Genomic DNA, 22599 nt, shown 5'->3' with positions numbered 1-22599 from the left:
AAAGGTAAGCTCAATGTAACACAATTGTTACATTACACTTCTAGGCCTCTAGGGATATAGACTTTGGCTTCTAAGCCGCCTTGAGGGGAGTTACGAATAATGAGATCTCCACCGTGTCCGTGCAGGATATTTCGGCAGATCCCGAGCCCTAAACCGTGTCCTTGGTCGTCGGTGGCAAGCCTAAAGTAAGGTTCAAACACCAACTCTAACTTGCCTTCAGGGATACCTTTTCCGTGGTCTTGAATCGTCACGATAACCCACACCGAATCACTGTTGATACCGACCTCAGCTGATGTTCCATATTTCACAGCGTTGTCGATAAGGTTGGTTAGCACACGTTTAATGGCTAATGGTTTGGCGACTAGCGGTTCAACCACAGTGGGCTCAAACTCAACCAAGGTTTGATGTTGGTTGTGCAATTCAATCACAGAGAGCATCATCTCATTGAGGTCGATAATAGCGTTGTTTTCGTGAAGGTCAGTATCTCTTACCGCTTGTAATGCACCTTTGACCATCATCTCCAGCTCATCCAAGTCTTTATTGAATTTGTCTTTCTTTACTTCACTCTCCAACAATTCAGCCCGCAATCTAAGACGTGTTATTGGTGTCTTTAAATCATGAGAAATAGCAGAGAAAAGGTGCTCACGGTCGGCAACATAACGGCGAATCCGCTGCTGCATGCGGTTGAATGCTCGGGTTGCGGTAACCAGTTCTGTCGCCCCTTCTTCGTTAAGTGGAGGCTGCTGAATATCCATGCTCATTTCGTTGGCTGCCCTTGCTAGCTTTTTAAGCGGGCGAACTTGGCGGCGAATCATTAAGTAGGTCAACACCAATAGAATCAGCGTTGAAGAGAGCAAGAAGATCACCTGTTCACGACCAAGAATGGTGTCATCAAGTTTTACATAGGGAGCTGGTAACAGTGCGGCAATATACACCCATTCGTGACTGGCTAGCTCTATCTGAACGACCAAAATAGGTGGATTAAGAGGTTCTAACGTTAAAGTATGATGTGCCCACGATCGAGGGAGATCGCTTAAATATATGTCATTTTTAAGCAAACGGAGATGTTCAGGGCGAGAGAAATCAACACGGACTGATTCCACTTTATTTAGCTTGCTACTCAAAACACTTTCTATCGCTTCAATCGAGGCGGTTTTTAAGCGAGTATCGGGGATCGATTCAACAATCAAAGCCTCTTTATTGAAAGAGACAAAAAATCGCGTGCCACCCATATTTCGAATTTGGTCTAACACGATGTGGCGATATTTGACGGGTAAAGACTGAAAGAAAGTCACCGTTGAAGCAAACATGTTCGCCATGCTAGATGAGGCTGAGCGAATCCCTTCCAGTTCTTTATGTTTAGATTCGCTATACCAAATAGAGGTTGCGATACCTTGAGCAATCACCACCGCTAACAGAGTCAACAACAAGGTTCTTGCGACCAAGGAATTTGGTTTTAATCGACTTAACCATTTCATACGAAATACTTCATTAGCATTACTTGATAAACATTAGATCATGCTCAGTGCTCATACTGAACAGGCACAGCGAGAATATAGCCATTGCCACGCATGGTTTTGATGTAGTGAGGGTATTTGCCGCTGTCGCCCAATCGGCTTCTCAGACGACTAAGCTGCACATCAATGCCTCGTTCAAAAGGCAACGCTTCGCGGCCTCTGGTAGCGAAAGAGATGGTGTCACGGTCGAGAACTTCGTTAGGACGAGTTAAGAACAGCATCAACAGAGAAAAGTCACTGCCCGACAAGTCCATCTCTTCTGAGTGTTCATTGTGGGAAATTCGGTGTGCAAGCGTATCAAGCGTCCAATCACCAAAAATAATCTGCTTTGGCAGTGCATCACTCGGCTTGTCATCCACCACTTGAACGCGGCGCAATAACGCTTTGATACGCGCCATTAACTGACGTGGACTAAATGGCTTGGCAATATAATCATCGGCACCAATTTCCAACCCGATAATCTGGTCGGTTTCATCCGACACCGCAGTCAGCATGATAATAGGCACATTCGATTGCTTACGGACACGTTGACACAAGGTAAAACCATCGTCACCGGGCAGCATCACATCAAGCAGAATCAGATCCGGGTAACCTTGGTTTTGCAGATGAGTTTCTAGTTCAACACCGTCTCCTACAGAAGAGACATCGAAACCCGATTTTGTGAGGTACTCTTCCAGCAGCTCGCGGATTTCTTGATCATCATCCACCACGAGAATTCGAGTATTTGTTGGCATCGCCCAAACCTATTAAATTTACAACTTATTCACATAGTGTATAGGCAGGTCGAGTATTTGATTATTGATATGTTGATAAAATTAGAAGAACAAACAGATAGAGATCACAACTAAGCGACCGCTATCTGTTGGTATTGCATTGATAAGCCGATTTAAGACGAGCAGCTGATCTCCATCGCTTTACCCCACTCTGGTGGTAACGCGGCAAGATGTTCGTAGTCAGGGTGTTCCGCATAAGGATCGGCCAACACCACCATTAATGCGTCAATATCACTGCTATCACCACGCTCTGCTTTATCTATTGCAAGCTGAGCTAGGTAGTTTCTGAGGATGTATTTCGGGTTTACCTGCCTCATCTTTTCGCAGCGCTCTACAACTGAACACTCCTCAAGTTCACAACGTTGCAAGTAGTTATCCACCCATAGCTTCCCAGCATCACGATCGATAACTAAATCAATCACCTCCTGTGGTGGTAAGGTGTCCAAGTTCGACAACGTTCTAAAGAACCTTGGATAATCAACTTTGTTTTGCGACATTAACTCGAACATAGATTCAAACAAGCGGCTGTCACCTTCTTGTTTGGAAAGTAATCCAAGCTTTCTGCGCATCAGCTGACTAAAGTAACCATTCATTTGCGGTTCGTATTGTTCAAGTGCCGCTTCTAAGTCAGCCCTCTCTATCAACGGTGACAACGAGTGTGCCAATGCAGATAAATTCCACATACCAATTCTAGGTTGTTGATTGAACGCGTAACGACCTTGGTAATCCGAATGGTTACAGATCAAACGAGGGTCATATTCATCAAGGAAAGCGAACGGGCCGTAATCGAAGGTTTGTCCGATGATTGACATGTTATCCGTATTCATCACGCCGTGAGCAAAACCATTTGCTTGCCACAACGCAATCATCTCCGCGGTACGATCGACAATTTGATTAAACATGGCTGCGTATGGCTTTTCTTCTTCAAGACACTCTGGGAAGTGCCATTCGATGACTTTATCAGCCAGCAACTTATGCTCAGCTAACTGATTGGTATAAAAAAGATGTTCAAAGTGGCCAAATCGAATGTGAGATTCTGCAGCACGCACCAGTAATGCGCCCCACTCTTGTTTCTCTCGGTAAACCGGCGTGTCGCTGGTCATCATGGCTAATGCACGTGTGGTTGGGATATTAAGCCCTGCCATTGCTTCGCTACACAGATACTCACGAACCGTTGAACGAATAACCGCACGGCCATCACCCATACGTGAATATGGCGTTTTACCTGCACCTTTAAGGTGTAAGTCGAACGTTTCACCGCTTTTAGCGACAACTTGTGACAAAAGGAGCCCTCTTCCATCACCTAAGTCGGGATTATAAGAGCCAAACTGGTGGCCTGCGTATTTCATTGCTACAGGCGAAAACTGCTCAGGTTCAACATTGCCAGATAACGTCTCAAGCAGCTCTTCGGAGGCGTCATCAAATGACGGAAAACCGAGTTCATCCGCAAGCTTATGGTTCCATGCGAGCCATTGAACATTGTTTAGCGGTGTAGGTTGAATTGGGGTATAGAACAGTCGAGGTAATGCCGTAAATCGATTGTTAAATGAAATAGAATCCCAGACAGACATGAGCGGTACACTGTAGATAAAAGATGATTTAAGATTATCACAGTTTCGTAACAACTTCAGAAGTGCGATGGCGCTTGTTTATAGAGGTAAGGTGATAAACCATTCCACAGGAAGAAGGTGGCGGCTTTAGGGGAAGAAGACGACTACGAGAAAGGGCGACTAGGAGTAAATGACTAGGGGAAGCTTGCTAGAAGAAGATGACTAAGAAAAAGTTAAGTGGCTAGCCTGATGAGAAAAGCCACATTTATAAGAGAAAGAGTTCTGGCTTTGAAGACTTTTTAACAAGTGATTTCATAATAAAAACTAAAACTATAGAGCCATGAAGCTGACTACATTAGGGCAAGAATACCCACTAGAGAAAGGGTAGAGAAAATCCAAGTACGACTGATTACGCCAAAGTTACTGTGTTGAATCATTTCTTGATGCTGCATATGTCTCTCCTTGAGAACGTGATGGTGTAACTACAATATATCGGCTTTTCGCCAAAAGCAGCAAGCACATTAATATTAACCTTTTATGACAGCATCAAGAATATTCTGTAATCATTCACCTCTCTGATAAAACAGAAAGTTATGCTCGACTGGTCGTCGAAAGCAGTGCACCAGCCCCAATAAAGACACCTCCAGTGACACGATTAAAGACCTTGGCTCGACCTTTCGCAAACAACCAATTTGACGACTTCGCGCCCAAGTAGGCATACACCAGTAACCAAGACAATTCCATCACTGCGAAGGTCAAAGCAAACACGGTAAACTGTGGTAATAGCGCAATTGAGGGATCAATAAACTGTGGGAAAAGTGCAGTAAAAAACAAGATAGCTTTGGGGTTACTCGCGCCAACAATAAAGCCACTTAAGTAATGCTGCGCAGCGCTTTCTTTGACAGATTGAGCACCGCCTTGTTGATCCGATAACTTGTCATAATCTTGTTGGCTAGAGCGCAGTGATTTCCAGCCGAGGAAGATTAGATAAGCCGCACCAGCCCATTTTATGACATTAAATACCACTTCAGACGAAGCAATAATTACCCCTAGTCCGGTAAACGATAAGGTTAGAATGCCAGTAATCGCAGTTAAGCTCCCCAAGGCGGTAAATATCGATAATTTAAAGCCAGATTGCACACCTTTGGTCATGCACAATAAAGAACTTGGGCCTGGTGATGCCGTTAAAATTAGCACCGCTAATAAATAATAAATCCATATATCAAAGCTCATCGTGAATCCTCCTTAACTCACTAAAACGACCAAATATTAAACACCAATATGTAATAAGCTCTCATATTAATCAACTAAATATTGTGCTGAACTTCTTCGATATAAATACAAAAATCTTTAATCTAGACAATAAAAAACGCCATGCATTGCTGCATGGCGTTTAAATAAAAACGTTTCAAATCGAACGTCTTATTCAGTTTCAGGTTCTAAGCTTACAGCCCTAAGATAGGGGCACTAACCTAATAATTGAAACCTAGTCTTTGTAAATAGAGAACTCATCAGCGCAAGCAACAAGTTGCTCACGAGTGATCATGAATACGCCATGACCACCGTTAGAGAATTCAATCCAAGTGAATGGAATCTCAGGGTACTGATCCATCATATGAACCATTGAGTTACCCACTTCACAGATCAGAATACCATCATCAGTTAGGTAGTCTGGTGCGTTAGCTAGGATACGGCGAACCAATTTCAGACCGTCAGTACCTGCTGCTAGGCCAAGTTCTGGCTCATGAGTAAACTCATCTGGCAGGCTGTTCATATCTTCTTCGTCCACGTAAGGCGGGTTAGATACGATCAGGTTGTATTTCTCTTTCGGCAGATCACGGAAAAGATCTGAACGGATTGGGAACACTTGTTGCTCCATGCCGTGATCTTGAACGTTCTGCTCAGCAACTTTAAGTGCGTCAGTAGAGATATCAATCGCGTCTACTTCAGCATCTGGGAATGCGTGCGCACAAGCGATAGCAATACAACCGCTACCCGTACACATATCCATGATACGAACTGGCTCTTCAGTTAACCAAGGTTGGAATTGAGCTTCGATTAGCTCACCAATTGGAGAACGAGGCACAAGTACGCGCTCATCAACGAAGAACTCAAGGCCACAGAACCAAGCTTTGTTCGTCAGGTAAGCCGTTGGTGTACGATCATTAATACGCTTGATCACACGCTCAACGATACGCAGACGTTCGCTGCTCGTTAGACGAGAGTTCATTACATGCGAAGGAACATCAATCGGCAGATAAAGAGTAGGTAAGATAAGTTGTACTGCCTCATCCCACGCGTTATCAGTGCCGTGACCATAAAATAGGCCAGCTGCGTTAAAGCGGCTAACAGTCCAACGAATCACATCTTGAAGCGTGTGTAGTTCTGATACCGCTTCTTCTACAAAAATCTTATCCAAAATTGTCTCCGAAAAGCGCTACAATACTGCTAATTACGTTTCTAATTAGAATTCATAACCTGATGAGCAAAAAAGACACCGACTTCGATGACGATTTCGCCCTGTTCAACGATGCAGTAAAGGGCGTTAAAAAGTTGCAACAGGATACCATAGTCCAGCAGCCAAAAAGAAATGCCAAGCAAAAAGAAATTACTCGAACGGCAAGACAAGCCAGTGATAGCGAGTTTTATTTCTCGGATGAGTTCATTCCGCACCTTAGCGAAGACGGCCCAACACGTTATGCGCGTGATGATGTATCTAAATATGAGGTAAAGCGCCTGCGTCGTGGTGTCTACGTACCAGACGTGTATCTCGATATGCATGGTATGACTCAGCAAGAAGCCAAACGTGAGCTTGGCGCTATGATTGCGCACTGCATTAAAGAAGGCGTGGCGTGTGCCTGCGTTCAACACGGCATTGGCAAACACATCCTTAAGCAGAAAGTACCGTTGTGGCTAGCACAACACCCTGATGTGATGGCTTTCCACCAAGCGCCGTTAGAGTTCGGCGGCAATGGCGCACTATTGGTTCTGTTATCGATCCCTGAGAAATAATTCTGGTTTTCGAATCCGCTCGACGTCAAAAACAACAAAGGGCATCTCAAATATTTGAGGTGCCCTTTTCATTTTGCTTACGAGAGACAACTTAGATTAAGCGTCGACTATGGATTGATGTTCCAAAGTAACTCGCCTTTTTGTGTCTCAAGATTGAAGTCGATACACGCTAAGCCAGAAGTTGGAAACATAGGCGGTGCCATGCCTGTTGCAAACTCTGCTGTTAGGTAGCCCACTAGAGGTAAATGAGAAACAAATAAAATGGTCTCTAGTTTTTCTACTTCAGCCATTGCCACGGTCAAATCAAACACATCGTCGGACATTCCATAAGGCGTAATATCATCACAGGTTTCTACTTTCTTTCCAGAAAACACCTGAGAGATCTCTAACCACGTTTCTTGTGCCCTCAAATATGGGCTCACAAGTACTTTATCGAACTGGCTGATGCCCTGCTCGTTTGCAGCTTGAGCCACCGCAAGAGACGCCATCTTACCGCGCTTAGTTAACGCTCGTTCTGCATCCGAGTTAGCAAAATGTTCTGCTTCACCGTGGCGCATTATGAATATTTTCATGTTCAGTCCTGTCTACGTAACATTTCGAAAGTCGATATATCCCATATCAGCGATACGCTACTTAGCGTTTGGCCCTCAATCCAGAGGGAGCCGCAGTCTATATAAATAATTATATCAAGTCACTTGCTAAAGAGTTCGACTTTCTTAACAATCTTGTTAAAAGAAAATAAATTACTGATAAAAATCGATAAAAGTGATTTAGAAATCACCAAAAAGCACTTCATATCCCAAAATATGATCACAAGGTTTGCACGCCGAATCATCGGGTACATAATTTAAAAACCACCTTCTCTGGAGATGCTCCTGTGCACTTAAGCCCAAATGATGAACATCAATACCGCTACATAACCTTAAATAACGGGTTACGTGTACTGTTAGTTCAGGACCAAAATGCTCAAAAAGCAGCAGCCGCATTAGCCGTCAATGTGGGGCATTTTGATGACCCTATAGACCGAGAGGGTTTAGCTCACTACTTAGAGCATATGCTATTTTTAGGAACTGAAAAGTATCCAAAGGTCGGAGAGTTCCAAAGTTTTATCAGCCAACATGGCGGCAGCAACAATGCTTGGACAGGAACTGAACATACCTGCTTCTTTTTTGATGTTGAATTGAATGCCTTTGAAACCGCACTCGATCGCTTTAGCCAATTTTTTACCGCTCCGCTGTTCAACGAAGAAGCATTAGATAAAGAACGCCAAGCCGTTGATTCCGAATACAAGATGAAACTCAACGACGATTCGCGACGCCTGTACCAAGTTACCAAAGAACTGGTGAATCACAATCACCCATTCTCGAAGTTTTCTGTCGGTAATATCGATACGTTGGGCGACAGAAACGGCGAGACGATTCGACAAGAGATCTTATCGTTCCACCAGCAACAATATTCTGCAGACCTGATGACGCTGACTCTGTCTGGCAATCAATCCTTAGATGAGATGCAAGGCTGGGTTGAGGATCGCTTTAGCTCGATTACCAATCACAACCTGCAAGGCAAGAAGGTTGAAGTACCGATTATCGGCGAGTTAAGCACGGGCGTTCAAGTCCGTGTTGAGCCGATTAAAGAAGTGCGAAAACTTATCTTAACCTTCCCGATGCCAAGCATGGACGAACACTACGGTGTTAAACCACTGTCATTCTTCGCACACCTATTGGGTTACGAAGGAGAAGGTAGCTTGATGATGCAACTCAAAGAGAAAGGTTGGATAACATCCCTCTCTGCGGGTGGTGGGGCGAGCGGCAGTAACTACCGTGATTTCACGGTCAGCTGCTCATTGACCATCGAAGGTTTAACCAAAACCGATAACATCATCCAAGCGATATTTCAGTACATCAAATTAGTAGAACAACAAGGCATAGAAGAGTGGCGTTACCTAGAAAAACGTGCCGTTTTAGAGTCAGCTTTCCGCTTTCAAGAGCCAGCAAAGCCGCTTGATGTCGTCAGCCACCTTGTTATCAACATGCAACACTACCAAGAACAAGATGTAGTGTATGGCGATTACAAAATGTCGCATTTCGATGACGAATTACAACGTTCTTTGCTTCCTTATTTAAACGTCGACAATATGCGTGCAACCATTGTTGCTCAAGGTTTCGAGTATGACAGAGAAGCAAAATGGTATTTTACGCCCTACTCAGTCACGCCTTTTAGCGCAGAACAAGTTCAATGCTTTACGTGCATTAACCCCGGTTGGCAGTTTGAGCTCCCAAGTAAGAACCCATTTATTTGCTACGATCTAGACCCAACTGAGCTCGAAGGTGATGCTAAATACCCACAACTTTTAGAAGAGCTCGACGGCTTTAAGCTATGGCACCTGCAAGACCATCAATTTCGAGTACCTAAAGGTGTGGTATATGTCGCTATCGACAGCCCGCACTCAGTCGCCAGCCCGAGAAATATCGTAAAAACACGCTTGTGTGTAGAGATGTTCCTAGACTCTCTGGAAAAAGATACCTATCAGGCTGAAATCGCCGGTATGGGTTACAACATGTATACCCATCAAGGCGGGGTAACTCTCACTCTGTCTGGATTTAGCGAGAAACAGCCACAACTACTCAATATGATTCTTGAACGGTTCCAAGCACGCGACTTTAGTCCAGCACGCTTCGAAACGATTAAGCATCAATTACTCAGAAACTGGAATAACGCGTCGCAAGATCGCCCTATTTCGCAGCTGTTTAATGCGATGACAGGGATACTTCAGCCAAATAACCCGCCCTATTCTGTATTAATTGAAGCGCTGGAAACGATAGAGGTCGATGAACTCTCTTCTTTTGTTCAAGCAATCTTGGCTGAACTGCACGTAGAAATGTTTGTGTATGGCGACTGGAAAAAAGCCGACGCACATAAAATGGCGGAAACGCTAAAAGATGCCCTACGTGTTCAAGACCAAGCCTACGAAGAGTCATTGCGCCCGTTAATTATGCTAGGTGAAAACGGCAGCTTCCAGCGTGAAGTGGTGTGTAACCAAGATGATTCGGCAATCGTGGTTTATTACCAGTGCGCTGATATTTCTCCTAAAAACATTGCGCTGTATTCATTGGCGAACCATTTGATGTCAGCCACCTTCTTCCATGAGATCCGTACCAAGCAGCAGCTAGGTTACATGGTCGGCACAGGCAACATGCCGCTCAACCGACACCCAGGTATTGTATTGTATGTACAATCACCTAATGCTGCTCCAGCAGACTTATTAGCCTCGATAGACGAGTTCCTCAATGCCTTTTATATGGTGTTGTTAGAGCTTAACGACTACCAATGGCACAGCAGTAAACGCGGTCTCTGGAATCAGATTTCGACACCAGATACGACTTTGCGAGGACGAGCTCAACGCTTATGGGTTGCGATAGGCAATAAGGACTTGGAATTCAATCAGAGAGAGCGTGTGTTGGAAGATCTTAAAGGGTTAACTCGTTCAGACATGATGCGTTTTGTGGTGAGCCAACTAAAACCACGCACCGCAAATCGTCTGATTATGCATGCGCACGGTAATGCCCATCATGAGGAAGAGAAGTTGTCGGCAGGGGTGGAGATTGGCTCTATTGATGAGTTTCAGTTGCGCCCGAAAGATACTGAGCTTGGTTGATAAGAGTGTTTTAGAAATCAAAGGTTGATGTGAAAGCATCAACCTTTTTTATTGGTCGAACATAAAAGCAGATCTCCTATTACGCTCCTTCGTCGCTTTAGGAGATGACGATAGTTTCAATTGCAATGCATTTAGCCACAATTTCCCTATTAACACTAATAGCTTACTTGCACCTGCCTTTCGTCATTCCCAAGAGGGAGGAACGACCGAGTTAGGAATCTCCCGACACACCGATAATATCTGGCAAAACACACCAACCCCCTGCTATTACCGAGAATAAAACAAAAAGCCCGCATCAATTGCTTGATACGGGCTCAATATTTAACTTACTAGGGAGTTACTTATAAAAAGACTCATCCAAACCAGCACGCGTCAGTAGGCCATCACATGGCGCGAAACGATCACCGTACTTCACAGCAAAATCGTTCATCATCTCAACCAGTGACTTAATACCGATTTGGTCCATGTAACGGAACGGACCTCCTAAGAATGGAGGGAAACCGATACCGAAAATAGCACCAATATCGCCATCACGAGGACTACGGATAATGCCATCGTCTAGACAACGAACCGCTTCGTTTAGCATCGGTAACACACAACGCATTGCGATATCGTTATCACTTAGCTTAGGTTCAGGTTGCAGCTTAAGCAGCTTGTAAACTGACTTGTCGACTTCCTTCTTTTTACCCTTGTAGGTGTAGAAACCTTTACCACTCTTACGACCTTTACGGTTGTCATTCAAAAGAATATCGAACACGTCTGGGCCTTGGAAACGATCGCCAAGTTCATTCACTAGAATAGGAATAATCTTCGCGCCGATATCCACACCTACCTCATCTAATAATGTAATTGGGCCGACCGGGAAACCGAAGTCCAATAACGTGCTGTCGAGCTTTTCAATCGGCTCATTTGCCAATAGCAGATGTGCGGCTTCATTCATGTAAGGAGCAAGAATACGGTTCACATAGAAACCTGCCGTATCTTTAACAACAATCGGCGTTTTGCCTTGCTTCTTCGCTAATGCTACAACCGTTGAAATCGTCTCTTCTGAGGTTGTCTCATGAGGAATAACCTCAACCAGTGGCATTTTCTCAGCAGGACTGAAGTAGTGAAGACCGACCACATTTTCTGGTCGCTGCGCCTTCTCCGCAATCTTATGGATTGGTAGCGAAGATGTGTTGGTCGCGAAGATCGTCTCTGGCTTGGCATTGGCTTCGATGTCCGCAACCATTGATTGCTTAAGGTCGAGATCTTCAAATACCGCTTCAATCACCACATCGGTGTGGTTAAAGCTTGTAAAGTCGATACCACCAGAAAGCTGAAGCATCTTACTTTCTAAACCAGCTCGGCTCAGAATACGACGCTTACGCTGCTTATCGAACAACTTGAAGTTGTAGTTCAGCGCGTTCAGAACGCCTTCATTTGATACATCTTTAATACGAACCGGTACTTTCGCTTTTGCAACGCTTACATGACTAATACCTGCGCCCATAAGGCCGCCACCCAGTACACCAACACGCTTAACTGCCTTTGGATCTGCGTCTGCGCCATGTTCTTTTTTCATTTCGGTGGTTGCAAAGAAAATCGAACGAAGGGCTTTTGACTCAGAGGTCATCACTAGTTCAGAGAAACGCTTCGCTTCGTACTGAAGGCCTTTATCAAAGCCGTTCTCTAGGCCATAACGAATGACGTCTAGAATCGCATCTGCTGCTGGGTAATTTCCGCGTGTTTTCTGATTCGTCTTCTTTGAAGCCTGTTCAAAAATCACTTTGCGACCAAGACCCGTGCGTGAAATCAGCTTTTCTTTAGTCGACGCTTGGCTTTTCGACGCCAGACGCTTACCTTTTTTACTGCCCGTATTCTTTTCAACAAAGCTTTTTGCTACTTCAAGCAAAATGGTATCAGGGACACAAGCATCCACAACACCAAGTGATTTCGCTTTCTTAGCGCGCAGTTGCTTGCCCGTTAGGATTAGATCGAGTGACGGTAGCAAACCAATCAAACGAGGAAGACGCTGCGTACCACCAGAACCTGGTAGCAAACCTAGTTGCACTTCAGGTAGACCAAGACGCGTCTTATCTGAATCGGTACACACACGGTAGTCACACGCTAATGCGAGCTCTAAACCGCCACCAAGACATGGGCCATGAATCGCAGCAACAACTGGGTATGGAAGATCAGATAATGCTTGGAACATCTCTTGACCTTGGCGAGCTAAAGACTGCGCTTCATCAGCGGTTTTACAAGCATCCAGCATTCTTACATCAGCGCCAGCGATAAAGTTATCTGGCTTAAGAGAATGAACGATTAAGCCCTTAACTCGGCTCTGCTTTTCTTTGAGTTGCTCGAAGATCGCTTTCATTTCTTCAGCAAAAGCCGCTTGTAGCGTGTTCATTTTCTCGTTTGGCACATCAATCGCCAACCAAGCAATATCTTGGTCATCGATGTTAAGAGAAAATGCTGTCGTTTTCTTTTGGGTTGATTCAGTCGCAGACGTTGAATCTGGTTGAGCGACTGTTTCTTTTTCTGTTGTTGCATCAAGAGTCGTAGACATTATTCTACCTCCAAGATCATTGCTGCACCTAAACCACCAGCCGCACACGCTGTGTTAAGTGCCAAGCCGCCACCGCGACGTTTCAGTTCACGTAATGTTTGAGTCATCATTCGCGCACCAGTTGCCGCAAACGGGTGTCCGTAAGCAATTGAGCTACCCAGCACGTTGAACTTCTCCATATCAATCTCACCGATCGCTTTGTCACGGCCAAGATTCTTCTGAGCAAACTCATCGCTCGCAAACATTTTTACATTCGCAAGAACTTGCGCGGCAAACGCTTCATGCATCTCGATCAGTGTTAGGTCTGACAACTCTAGACCCGTGTTCTTCAATACTTGAGAGGTCGCATAAGTCGGCCCCATCAACATATCCGTTTCAACACCAATCGCTGAGAATGCGTAGCCACGAATATAGCCAAGCACTTCTAAGCCTAGCTCTTCCGCTTTGCCTTCGCGCATCAACATCACTGCTGCGCCGCCATCGGTAAGGGGCGTAGCATTGGCTGCCGTTACACTGCCGTACTTTCTGTCAAAAGCAGGGCGCAGCTTAGCGTAGCCTTCAACTGTTGAGTCGTGGCGAATGTTGTTGTCTTCCGCTAGGTACTTTTTGTAAGGTGCCGGGAATGCTGTCATCACTTCGTCTTTGATCTTGCCTTCTTTCCATGCTTGAGAAGCCAAAGAGTGAGAACGGTGAGCAAGTGCGTCTTGAGCTTCGCGAGTAATACCATGTGTCTTCGCCATCTGCTCAGCCGTTTGTCCCATGGATAAACCGGTCGAGTACTCTGCAACAGCAGGCGGCACTGGCATCAAATCTTTTACTGAAAGCGTTTTAAGAATCTTCAGCTTTTGACCCATAGTTTTCGTTTTACTCAGCGCTAATAGATTTGCCGCTAACTTTTTCGAAACACCGATAGGCAATACAGAAGAAGAGTCCGCTCCGCCCGCAATACCGACATCAATCGTGCCAGCCATAATGCTTTCGGTCACGTTAACTGCCGCTTGGAAGCTGGTCGCACATGCTCGTGTGACACTGTAGGCATCGGTATTGATATCCATACCGGTACCCAACACGATTTCACGCGCAATGTTCGGCGCTTCTGGCATTTGCACGACTTGGCCGAACACAACTTGTTCGATAAGCGCAGGATCGACATCCGTTCTTGCAAGCATTTCGCTCACAACCATTTTGCCTAGGTCAACCGCAGGCACTTGGCTAAATTCTGTGCTCTGACGAGCGAATGGGGTTCGTAATCCAGCGACAACGGCAACACGTTCTCCAGAACGCGTTTTGACTTCCTGTTTGCCCATGGTTTCTCCTTAAAGTTAAGAGGTCTGACCTGAAGTATTGTAAAGAAGTTGTTAATTAAATCAAACGAGCGTTTAAATAAACGTGATACGAGTATCTCACTGTTTGAAAATATAACTGCACATTCAGGCGAACCTTTTTGGGGGAAAGGTTGTCGTAAGAGACTAAACTATTGTAAGTAAATACTGTTATCGCTTTGTAGGGAATGGTTTTCTTGAGGTAAAAAAAAACCACACAAAGCTGTGTGGTCGGAATGTATATAAAGCAATTAACTTAGCGCCAATTGAAATAATCAGTTTCCTGATTAGGAGAAAGTAAAGTCAGCCTTCAAAAGGAAGTGTCGTCTTGCTCAACATGCTAGCCACGAATGACTAACTAGACGACAAGGTGTACTATAGCTTGTTCGAGGCCTTAGATTTTGAAGTAGATCAATTTTAATGTGATTTTACGATTTCCTGCCGATCGTTAGCTCTAAAAATATAAAAACAAAGCACAACGTATAGAGGACAGCTATACGCAGAGCAATTATGGAGGCTCGTGTGTCAATAATAAAAATGTTTGGAAAGAAAACAGCCAAGCGTCCGGTCAACTCTGATATGGACAAACAAAGAAAATACGAAGCACTCGTGCGTGCCTATCATCGTGACCTCTTTCGCTACGCCTATTGGTTATGCAAAGACAAAAGCATTGCCGAAGACTTAGTTCAAGAAACTTGCCTTCGTGCATGGAAGTCACTCGATAGCCTTCAAGATGAAAAAGCCGCTAAATCTTGGCTGATTACTATCTTGAGACGCGAGAACGCTCGACGATTTGAACGCAAACAGTTTGATCTGGTTGATATCGACGATCACGGTAATGATGCTAGTGTCAGCGATGACCCGCACCATCAGCATCAGTGGTTGCAAGCGCAGATCATGAAACTTGAAATCGATTACCGTGAACCGCTCTTCTTGCAAGTGATTGGTGGTTTTAGTGGTGATGAGATTGCCGATATTCTCGATCTCAACAAAAACACGGTGATGACACGTTTATTCAGAGCTCGAAATCAGTTGAAAGAGCTGTTGGATACAGAAGAGGCAGAGAGGGGGCAACATAATGGATGATTTGGAATTTCGTCGTCGTGTATTGTCGGAACCTAAACAACGTACACAAGATATTGTTGATGCAACCGCCAATAGCGAAGCCAATAGTAATTTCTTAGACGATGTATTAGCGCTAGATAAACAGATCCACTCTGCGATGAATGTGGATGTGCCAGACGATCTTGCTGATCGCATTCTGTTCAATCAGACCTCAAGCGAAGAAAGCAAAGTGGTAAGACCTACGTTTGCGAGAAGAGCAATGGCAATGGCTGCCTCGGTAGCATTCGTTGCAGGCTTATTAGTTGGCCAAGTAAATTGGGGCAACGCATTCGTTTCACCAGCTCAAGCTAGTTTGGTTGATACAGCGATGAAGCATGTTGTTGATGAAAAGAGTTTTGTTAGTTCCATCGATGAACAGGTCACATCGCAGCAAATCAACGCAAAAATGAACCCATTTGCTTTTCAGTTTGATGATGCTTTCCCTTACCACGTCTATTACCTAAACCACTGTGGCTTTGGTAAATCCAACGCAGTGCATATGGTCTTCCAAGGCGCAAAAGGCAAAGTAACGTTGTTTTTAACCGGTATTCCGACAGACAAACCTATCGACTTTGATGAAAAAGGCATGTCCGGCTCGGTAACACCCGTAGATGGCAGCAGCTTAATCCTTGTTGGTGAAAATGGTGAGGATGTTTCCAAAATCGCCGAAAAGCTGACAAAAATGATCAAACCGATGAGCTAATTCGCTCTTAAAGCCCCGTCATAAAAGGCCCAGCAATTATATCACTGATATTGCTGGGCTTTGTTTATAAATAACCCACCAAACCATTCACAAAACCAATAGCTCTAGAGTTAAAACTCTAAAAAATAGCATTTCGCACCATTTTCGTGCCAGATAGGCGTCATTTCCATAATTTTCCACTCAAATTTCTCAATGGTCGGATTTGTATATCGTATACTTCCGAATAGGATCAGCCACCATTGAGCAATTGCTCAAATTAATCGCCCTGTAGAGGCGGATATATAAAGGAATAAATGAATGACTACCAACAACACGCGTCTGTTTAAAAAGTCTCTTTTAGCAGTAACAATTACACTGGCGTCTTCGCAAGCGATGGCAGCAGGTTTCCAACTTAACGCACAATCAGCAACCGGCATCGGCCGTGCTTTCGCTGGTGATGCAGTTATCGCAGATAACGCGTCAGTAATGGCACGTAACCCTGCAGCAATGGCACTATTTGATAGTGTTGAACTTTCTCTTGGTTTTGAAAGCATCACTTCGATGATCGAAGTTAAAGATGCGAAATACTACCCAGGTGGTATTACCGCAAACCCTAATGCACCCTCAGCTAATTACGATGATGCTGGTGACACATCAATCGCGCCAAACATTCACCTGATCGTGCCTGTTAACGATAAATTCGCTTGGGGTGTGAACGCATACTCAAATTTTGGTACGAAGACTGAATTCTCTGCAGACTACGCAGGTAACGAGTTTGGTGGCCTAACAGATGTACAAAGTGTTAACTTTGGTCTTGCTGGTTCATACCGTCTAAACGAACAATGGAGTTTTGGTGCTGGCCTTGACCTTATCTACGGTAAAGGTGAGCTTCAGCGACCAAACCCTCTTGGCCAGCCAGGTGATGCTTTAAATGTTGATGCTGACGGTTGGGCGCTAGGCTTTAACGTAGGTACAGTATTTGAACTAGATGAAAACAACCGCTTCGGCTTAGCGTACCACTACTCTCCAGAGCTTGAAGCTAAAGGCGATATTAGTTACACAGGTACTGAATATAAGAACGATACCTTGTTAATGCCATTGCCAGACCTACTAGAGTTCTCTGGTTACCACCGCATTGAAAATACAAAATTTGCAGTACACTACTCTGTTCAATGGATCGGCTGGAGCTCATTTGACAAGCTAGAAGCTAAAGATGCTGGTGTATTAAATGACTACGAATGGCAAAATGGTATGCACTACGCTATTGGTGGTACGTACTACCTAAACCAAACTTGGACATTACGCGCAGGTTACATGTACGACACAAGCGCACAGGATGAGCTAACTTCAATCTCTGTTCCTGACTCAGACCGTCAGTGGTTCTCAGCAGGCTTTACATACCACCTAGATGAAAAGTCAAACATCGACTTTGGTTTCACTTACCTGATGGGTGATGATGTTGACGTGAACGAATCGACAGAATTTGGTCCAATCACCGTTTCATCTATTTCTGGTACGACTCATGCCGATGCTATCCTTCTAGGTCTACAATACAGCCGTAGCTTCTAATATAAGCTAGGTCATAAATATCCAAAGGGTCGCTTTATGCGACCCTTTTATATAGCCTAGGTTACTGACCCACATCAATTTAAGCTTACAGCTGTAGCCTGGAGGGGCCATATATGACTACAAGTGTACGCTCAAATTTCGCAACACAGACGAAACATTCAGACTATTTACCTAATAATCAGTCACAATTGCTCATTAAATCCCTAAAACACTGTTTTATTCGAATTTCATTTTTAAAGTAATGACTCTAAAAGTAGAATCACGCCACTAAATACTTATGATTCAGCGAACATAATAATGAAAATGAATAAGACTCTTCTATCTGCAGCAGTGGCAGTTGGACTACTTTCGACTTCTACCGTAACTCAAGCGGCAGGTTTTCAGCTTGCAGAATACTCGGCAACAGGTCTTGGCCGTGCATATGCTGGTGAAGCAGCAATGGCTGACGGTGCTGACGCGCAATGGCGTAACCCAGCAATGCTGACTTACCTAGAAGGCACTCAGGTTTCTGTTGGCGCTATCTATGTTGACCCAAACATTGATATCGACGGCACATCTACTTCAGTTGGTGGTGCTTCAACGACTCCATCAAATTCAAGTGATTTCGCTCACAGCGCAGTGATCCCAAACTTCTATGTTTCTCATAAGTACAACGACAAGTTTGCATTAGGTTTTGCTGCAGGTACTAACTACGGTATGGAAACAGATCTAGGTAAAGACTTTGGTGGTGCTAACCATGGTAACGAAGCAAGTGTTACCACGATGGAGCTGAACCTAAACGCAGCTTACCAAGTACTTGAAAGCGTATCTATTGGTGGTGGTGTTCGCTATATCATGGCTGAAGGTAGCTTTGGTGCTATTGCTAGCCCTCAATCTCCGTTAGCTGGTACCACTTTAAAGTACATGGAAGGTGACGATACTGCATGGGGATGGCAAGTTGGTACAGCTTGGCAGATCAATGAAAATAACCGCCTAGGCTTTACCTACAAATCGGAAGTAGACCTGACTTTAGAAGGCTATGCTAAAGGCATCGGTTTTAACTCGACAAATCCTGCGGCTCACAAGAGCGGTTCAATGGATCTTGCTCTTCCAGCAACAGCAGAACTTGCTAGTTTCCACCAACTTACTGATAAAGTTGCAGTGCATGCGAGCATTAACTGGACAAACTGGAGCAGCTTCAAAGAACTTGTTGCAGACTTTCCGGGAGAAAAAAGCGTAGGTATTAAGGAAGAAAACTGGGAAGATAACTACCGTTTTGCACTTGGTACCACTTACCAAATGACACCTAAACTGGCTCTACGTTCTGGTATCGCTTACGACACCTCAGCAGTAAGCGAAAAGCACCGCACGGCAACTATTCCTGAGACTGACCGCACCTGGTTAAGTATCGGTGCTGGTTACCAGTGGTCTGAGCAACTTACACTAGATGCAGGCTTCACCTACATTCTAGCAAAAGACGCGAGAATGCAAGAGTCAGACCTTGGTACACTACAGCCATTTGAGCCAGGTGCTGACTACTTTGGTGGTAGCTTCGAAGGTGAAGTAACAGGTAGCATCTGGCTAGTAGGTATCCAAGCTAACTACCGCTTCTAATCTGTTTGACTTAATCTAAAGTCATAAGCATTAAAAAGGCTCGATGTTGCTTCCAACATCGAGCCTTTCTTTTACCTGTTATTCAAGGTCTTCTATTTAGTAATCTTCTAAATAGCCATCAATGAAGTCTTCTTCATCAAGATCAACTTCTTCAGGTTCAATCTCGGCTTTAAAGTCACGACGTTGAATATAAACATCACGCGTTAAAGCGTATGGATCCGGAGAATCATCTAACAAGGCTTCTTGCGATACTAACTGAGCTCGAGTTTCCATTCCCTCAAATGCCCACTTGCCTAGACTCGCCCAGAAGTTCAAGAAAGACAAAGGTACATACAAACCATCGACGGTTTCAGTTACTTCACGTGTTGTTAATGGGCCATAACCCGGCACCATGAAGTACGGTCCGTTCCCTACTCCATAATGACCAATCGCATCAGAGAACGACTTATCATCGTATTTGGTGATACCTGCTTCGCTAGCAATATCGATTAAGCCTAACAAACCAAAAGTCGAGTTAATCCAAAAGCGGTTAAAGTGGTCGAGTGCTTTCTCGCCATTGCCCATAATGAGGTTGTTCACCATGCTTGATGGCTCGTCTAAGTTGGCTAGAAAATTGGAGATACCAGAACGAACCGGTACAGGAGTGTAGTCAACATAAGCGAGAGAAACAGGGCGAACCAAGTAAGGGTCTAGGTATTCGTAATTGATATCCCACATCGCTCGGTTGAAACCTTCAAAAGGATCATTCGGGTGGGACTCTTCGACGTATTCAGAGGTTTCGAGGTTATCATCGTTAACACTTTCGTCCGGCGCACTTGAACACCCAACCGTTAAGCTTGCGATAAAAAGTAAACTCGAGAGTCTTAAAACACTGACAGACATATCACCTTTTCCATAAGGAATTCAAATAATAAAAAAGGCCAGCAATCGCTGGCCTCAATTGTTTGGCTAAGTCTATACCGTTTATCTGCAAATCGGAATAGCTAACACCTATGCAAAGTGATGATTAATATTGCTTATTGATATCAATGGTCACTGGGGCACCCAATTCAACCACTTCACTTTCACCGTACCAATCACCGTCGCGAGTTGAAACGTTACCATCTGTATCAAGCCTAGCTCTAACCATCAGAGTTTCGAGGCTAGACAGCTTCTGACCTTCCATCATGCTGTTGCCATCATCAAGCACAACGGTACGAGGGAAAGTACCCAATGGGTAACGAGCAGCAGCAACAGGCATTGGAGAGCCATCAGCTCTGTGTACTGAAACAACCAACACTGAGTTTGGGTCCGCGTTCACATCGCCAGATAACTCTAGTGTTACAGCAACTGCCTTGCCTTGGTCAACGCCCATAGCATTGCCCATTTTCTTCTGAGCACTTTCAATACTGCGCGAAAGCATTTCATAGCGACTGTCTTGTGGACCAATCATCTGTTGCATGATGCTCCAGTACTTCACAGCACCTGGGTAGTCTTGACGCTCAAACGCATCAAACGCAAGCAGTGAGAACACACGAAGGTCAACGTAATCGTTTTGAATCAAACGGCTCAAAATCAAACGAGCTTGGTTTTGATCAGCTTCATCAGGAGAAAGCATCAGTGCTTGTGCGAAACCTAACTGAACATCTTCATTCTTAGGTTCAAGCTTGTAAGCTCGTTCCATAGAATCTTTTGCTGTTTCAGCGTCGCGGTTAGCCAGTGCAATACGACCGAGTAGCAACCAACCTGTTGAATCTTTTGGTTGGTAATGCAGACGAGTACGAAGCGCTAGAGTCAAATCTTCCAACTCATCATCCGTTAGTGCACCACCTTCCGATGACATTAACTTTTTAGACAATTCAGGAAGGTTCGAGCTCACTTCTTGCCAGTGTTGAACTTTGTCCAACGCACCGAACTTAAAGTACATACCATAAGTCACAACGACGACAAGGATGATCGACGGTACAACCACACCAACCGTTGAGATTTGAGTCTTCTTCATCTCTTCTTGTGCAGGAACATCATCAAGCAGAGACTGTTTCAAATCATCGATCAGTTCTTGTTGGTTATCAACAAGACCTTCCTCTGCTTCTACTTCTAACTCGACAAGACGGTCTTTATAGAATGCTTTGTTCAACTCGTCGCGAAGCATTTCGTCATTGTTTGCCTTCTTGTTAATGAAAGGCAGAACAATTAAGAAAATTGCCGCTAGCGAAAGGATAATGGTAGAAATCCAAAATAGAGTCATTACTTCTTATCTCCGTCGTTCTCTTCATCGAGTAACGCTTTTAAGCGAGCTTCTTTGTCTGCATCCCAGTCTTTATCTGACTCTACTGCCGCTTTCGATTTTGACTTTCTGCTTCGCAAAATGATCAAACCAAATCCAAACACAACCACCGCAAACGGACCAATCCAAAGGATCGATGTTGCTAGTGTCAGTGGTGGATTGTAAGTCACAAAGTTACCGTAGCGAGCAATCATGTAATCAATGATATCTTGCTTCGACTTACCGTCTTTTGTCATCTCGTACACTTTTTGACGTAAGTCGACCGCTAACTCAGCGTTCGAATCACCAATCGTGTTGTTCTGACATTTAGGGCAGCGTAATGTATTGCTTAGCTCTTTGAACTGCTGCTCTTGATCTACGGTATCAAATTCATGAAATTCGATGGGTGCAGCAGAAACCGTCGCTGAGATTGCGAACGCAGTAAATAGAGTAATCAATGCCTTTCTAATCATTTCGATTCCTCCAACAACTCTTGATACATCGGCTCAAGCGTCGATGCCCAGTTGGTCGGGTTCACATCACCAACATGGCGGTAACGAACCACACCGTTAGCATCAATTAGGAAAGTTTCAGGTGCGCCATACACGCCGAGGTCAAGACCTAGCATGCCATTACCATCAAACAGGCTTATTAGGTACGGGTTACCCAGCTTTTTTAACCAACCAACCGCTTTATTGCGATCATCTTTGTAATTAAGACCAATGATCTTAACCCCTTGACCAGCAAGTTTGTTCAGGTAAGAGTGCTCTGCATAACAAGTAGGGCACCAAGTCGCCCATACGTTAAGAAGCAACGGCTCACCTTTAAAGATAGCTTGATCATGCAGCTTACCTGGTTGCTCTAAATCTTCTAGGTCAAACTCAGGCACAGGCTTACCAATCAATACGGATTCAAGCTTAGTTGGGTCATCGCCCGACTGGTTGCGCATTAATTGCGTTGCAAAGATTCCAGCTAGAACCATGAACGCAATCAATGGAATGAATAAAATCTTCTTGTTCATTC

18 protein-coding genes are annotated in these 22599 nt (G+C 44.5%); 6 read left to right on the top strand and 12 right to left on the bottom strand.

Annotation, left to right across the window (positions count from 1 at the left end; genetic code table 11):
* Positions 1-32: 32 nt before the first annotated feature.
* The 5 genes from OC193_RS04590 to prmB form a co-directional block, all read right to left on the bottom strand.
* Positions 33-1478: an ATP-binding protein gene (locus OC193_RS04590; RefSeq protein ID WP_048661489.1), complete on the bottom strand. Its 1446-nt coding sequence runs from the start codon at positions 1476-1478 to the stop codon at positions 33-35.
* Positions 1479-1522: 44 nt separating this feature from the next.
* Positions 1523-2251, bottom strand: a complete 729-nt coding sequence (locus OC193_RS04585; RefSeq protein WP_048661490.1) for a response regulator — start codon at positions 2249-2251, stop codon at positions 1523-1525.
* 152 nt (positions 2252-2403) lie between these two features.
* A complete protein-coding gene (locus tag OC193_RS04580) occupies positions 2404-3861 on the bottom strand; it encodes a protein adenylyltransferase SelO (RefSeq protein WP_048664278.1) in 1458 nt (485 codons plus the stop codon).
* Between the two features lie 570 nt (positions 3862-4431).
* Positions 4432-5073: a LysE family translocator gene (locus OC193_RS04575; protein WP_048661492.1), complete on the bottom strand. Its 642-nt coding sequence runs from the start codon at positions 5071-5073 to the stop codon at positions 4432-4434.
* 253 nt (positions 5074-5326) lie between these two features.
* A complete protein-coding gene (gene prmB, locus OC193_RS04570) occupies positions 5327-6259 on the bottom strand; it encodes a 50S ribosomal protein L3 N(5)-glutamine methyltransferase (RefSeq protein ID WP_048664279.1) in 933 nt (310 codons plus the stop codon).
* Between the two features lie 62 nt (positions 6260-6321).
* On the opposite strand from prmB, the gene smrB reads away from it, so the two are divergent.
* Entirely contained in the window at positions 6322-6852 is a 531-nt protein-coding gene (smrB, locus tag OC193_RS04565) for an endonuclease SmrB (protein WP_048664280.1), read from the top strand.
* 107 nt (positions 6853-6959) lie between these two features.
* On the opposite strand, the gene sixA is transcribed toward smrB, so the two are convergent.
* Positions 6960-7424 (bottom strand): phosphohistidine phosphatase SixA, encoded by a 465-nt coding sequence (sixA, locus tag OC193_RS04560; protein WP_048664281.1) that lies wholly within the window; start codon positions 7422-7424, stop codon positions 6960-6962.
* Between the two features lie 305 nt (positions 7425-7729).
* Here sixA and OC193_RS04555 point away from each other — a divergent pair, with 305 nt between their 5' ends.
* Positions 7730-10507, top strand: a complete 2778-nt coding sequence (locus OC193_RS04555; protein ID WP_048664282.1) for an insulinase family protein — start codon at positions 7730-7732, stop codon at positions 10505-10507.
* A 337-nt stretch (positions 10508-10844) separates the two neighbouring features.
* Here the strand turns inward: OC193_RS04555 and fadJ are convergent, their stop codons facing one another.
* On the bottom strand, positions 10845-13061 hold the full coding sequence (gene fadJ, locus OC193_RS04550; protein WP_048664284.1) for a fatty acid oxidation complex subunit alpha FadJ: 2217 nt from the start codon (positions 13059-13061) through the stop codon (positions 10845-10847).
* Positions 13061-14368 (bottom strand): acetyl-CoA C-acyltransferase FadI, encoded by a 1308-nt coding sequence (fadI, locus tag OC193_RS04545; protein ID WP_048664285.1) that lies wholly within the window; start codon positions 14366-14368, stop codon positions 13061-13063. Before fadI ends, fadJ begins: the two co-directional genes overlap by 1 nt.
* Before the next feature lie 552 nt (positions 14369-14920).
* Here fadI and OC193_RS04540 point away from each other — a divergent pair.
* The 4 genes from OC193_RS04540 (at position 14921) to OC193_RS04525 (ending at position 19331) form a co-directional block, all read left to right on the top strand.
* Positions 14921-15469: a sigma-70 family RNA polymerase sigma factor gene (locus OC193_RS04540; RefSeq protein WP_017060646.1), complete on the top strand. Its 549-nt coding sequence runs from the start codon at positions 14921-14923 to the stop codon at positions 15467-15469.
* Positions 15462-16190 (top strand): DUF3379 domain-containing protein, encoded by a 729-nt coding sequence (locus OC193_RS04535; RefSeq protein WP_017060647.1) that lies wholly within the window; start codon positions 15462-15464, stop codon positions 16188-16190. The genes OC193_RS04540 and OC193_RS04535 overlap by 8 nt, the downstream gene beginning before the upstream one ends.
* Positions 16191-16487: 297 nt before the next feature.
* A complete protein-coding gene (locus OC193_RS04530) occupies positions 16488-17738 on the top strand; it encodes an outer membrane protein transport protein (protein ID WP_017631749.1) in 1251 nt (416 codons plus the stop codon).
* A 297-nt stretch (positions 17739-18035) separates the two neighbouring features.
* On the top strand, positions 18036-19331 hold the full coding sequence (locus tag OC193_RS04525) for an outer membrane protein transport protein (protein WP_048664287.1): 1296 nt from the start codon (positions 18036-18038) through the stop codon (positions 19329-19331).
* A gap of 96 nt (positions 19332-19427) precedes the next feature.
* Here OC193_RS04525 and OC193_RS04520 read toward each other — a convergent pair whose 3' ends face one another.
* The 4 genes from OC193_RS04520 to OC193_RS04505 all read right to left on the bottom strand — a co-directional run bounded on the left by OC193_RS04520 (position 19428) and on the right by OC193_RS04505 (position 22597).
* Positions 19428-20213: an MlaA family lipoprotein gene (locus tag OC193_RS04520; RefSeq protein WP_048664289.1), complete on the bottom strand. Its 786-nt coding sequence runs from the start codon at positions 20211-20213 to the stop codon at positions 19428-19430.
* 124 nt (positions 20214-20337) lie between these two features.
* Positions 20338-21558: a c-type cytochrome biogenesis protein CcmI gene (gene ccmI / locus OC193_RS04515; RefSeq protein WP_048664291.1), complete on the bottom strand. Its 1221-nt coding sequence runs from the start codon at positions 21556-21558 to the stop codon at positions 20338-20340.
* Complete coding sequence (locus tag OC193_RS04510; protein WP_048664293.1) at positions 21558-22049, bottom strand: cytochrome c-type biogenesis protein; 492 nt, start codon at positions 22047-22049, stop codon at positions 21558-21560. Before OC193_RS04510 ends, ccmI begins: the two co-directional genes overlap by 1 nt.
* On the bottom strand, positions 22046-22597 hold the full coding sequence (locus tag OC193_RS04505) for a DsbE family thiol:disulfide interchange protein (RefSeq protein ID WP_048664295.1): 552 nt from the start codon (positions 22595-22597) through the stop codon (positions 22046-22048). The genes OC193_RS04510 and OC193_RS04505 overlap by 4 nt, the downstream gene beginning before the upstream one ends.
* Between the last annotated feature and the right edge of the window lie 2 nt (positions 22598-22599).

Origin of the sequence: Vibrio crassostreae (assembly GCF_024347415.1) — a bacterium.
GTDB lineage: Bacteria > Pseudomonadota > Gammaproteobacteria > Enterobacterales > Vibrionaceae > Vibrio > Vibrio crassostreae.
This window is presented reverse-complemented; position numbering and strand designations above follow the sequence as displayed.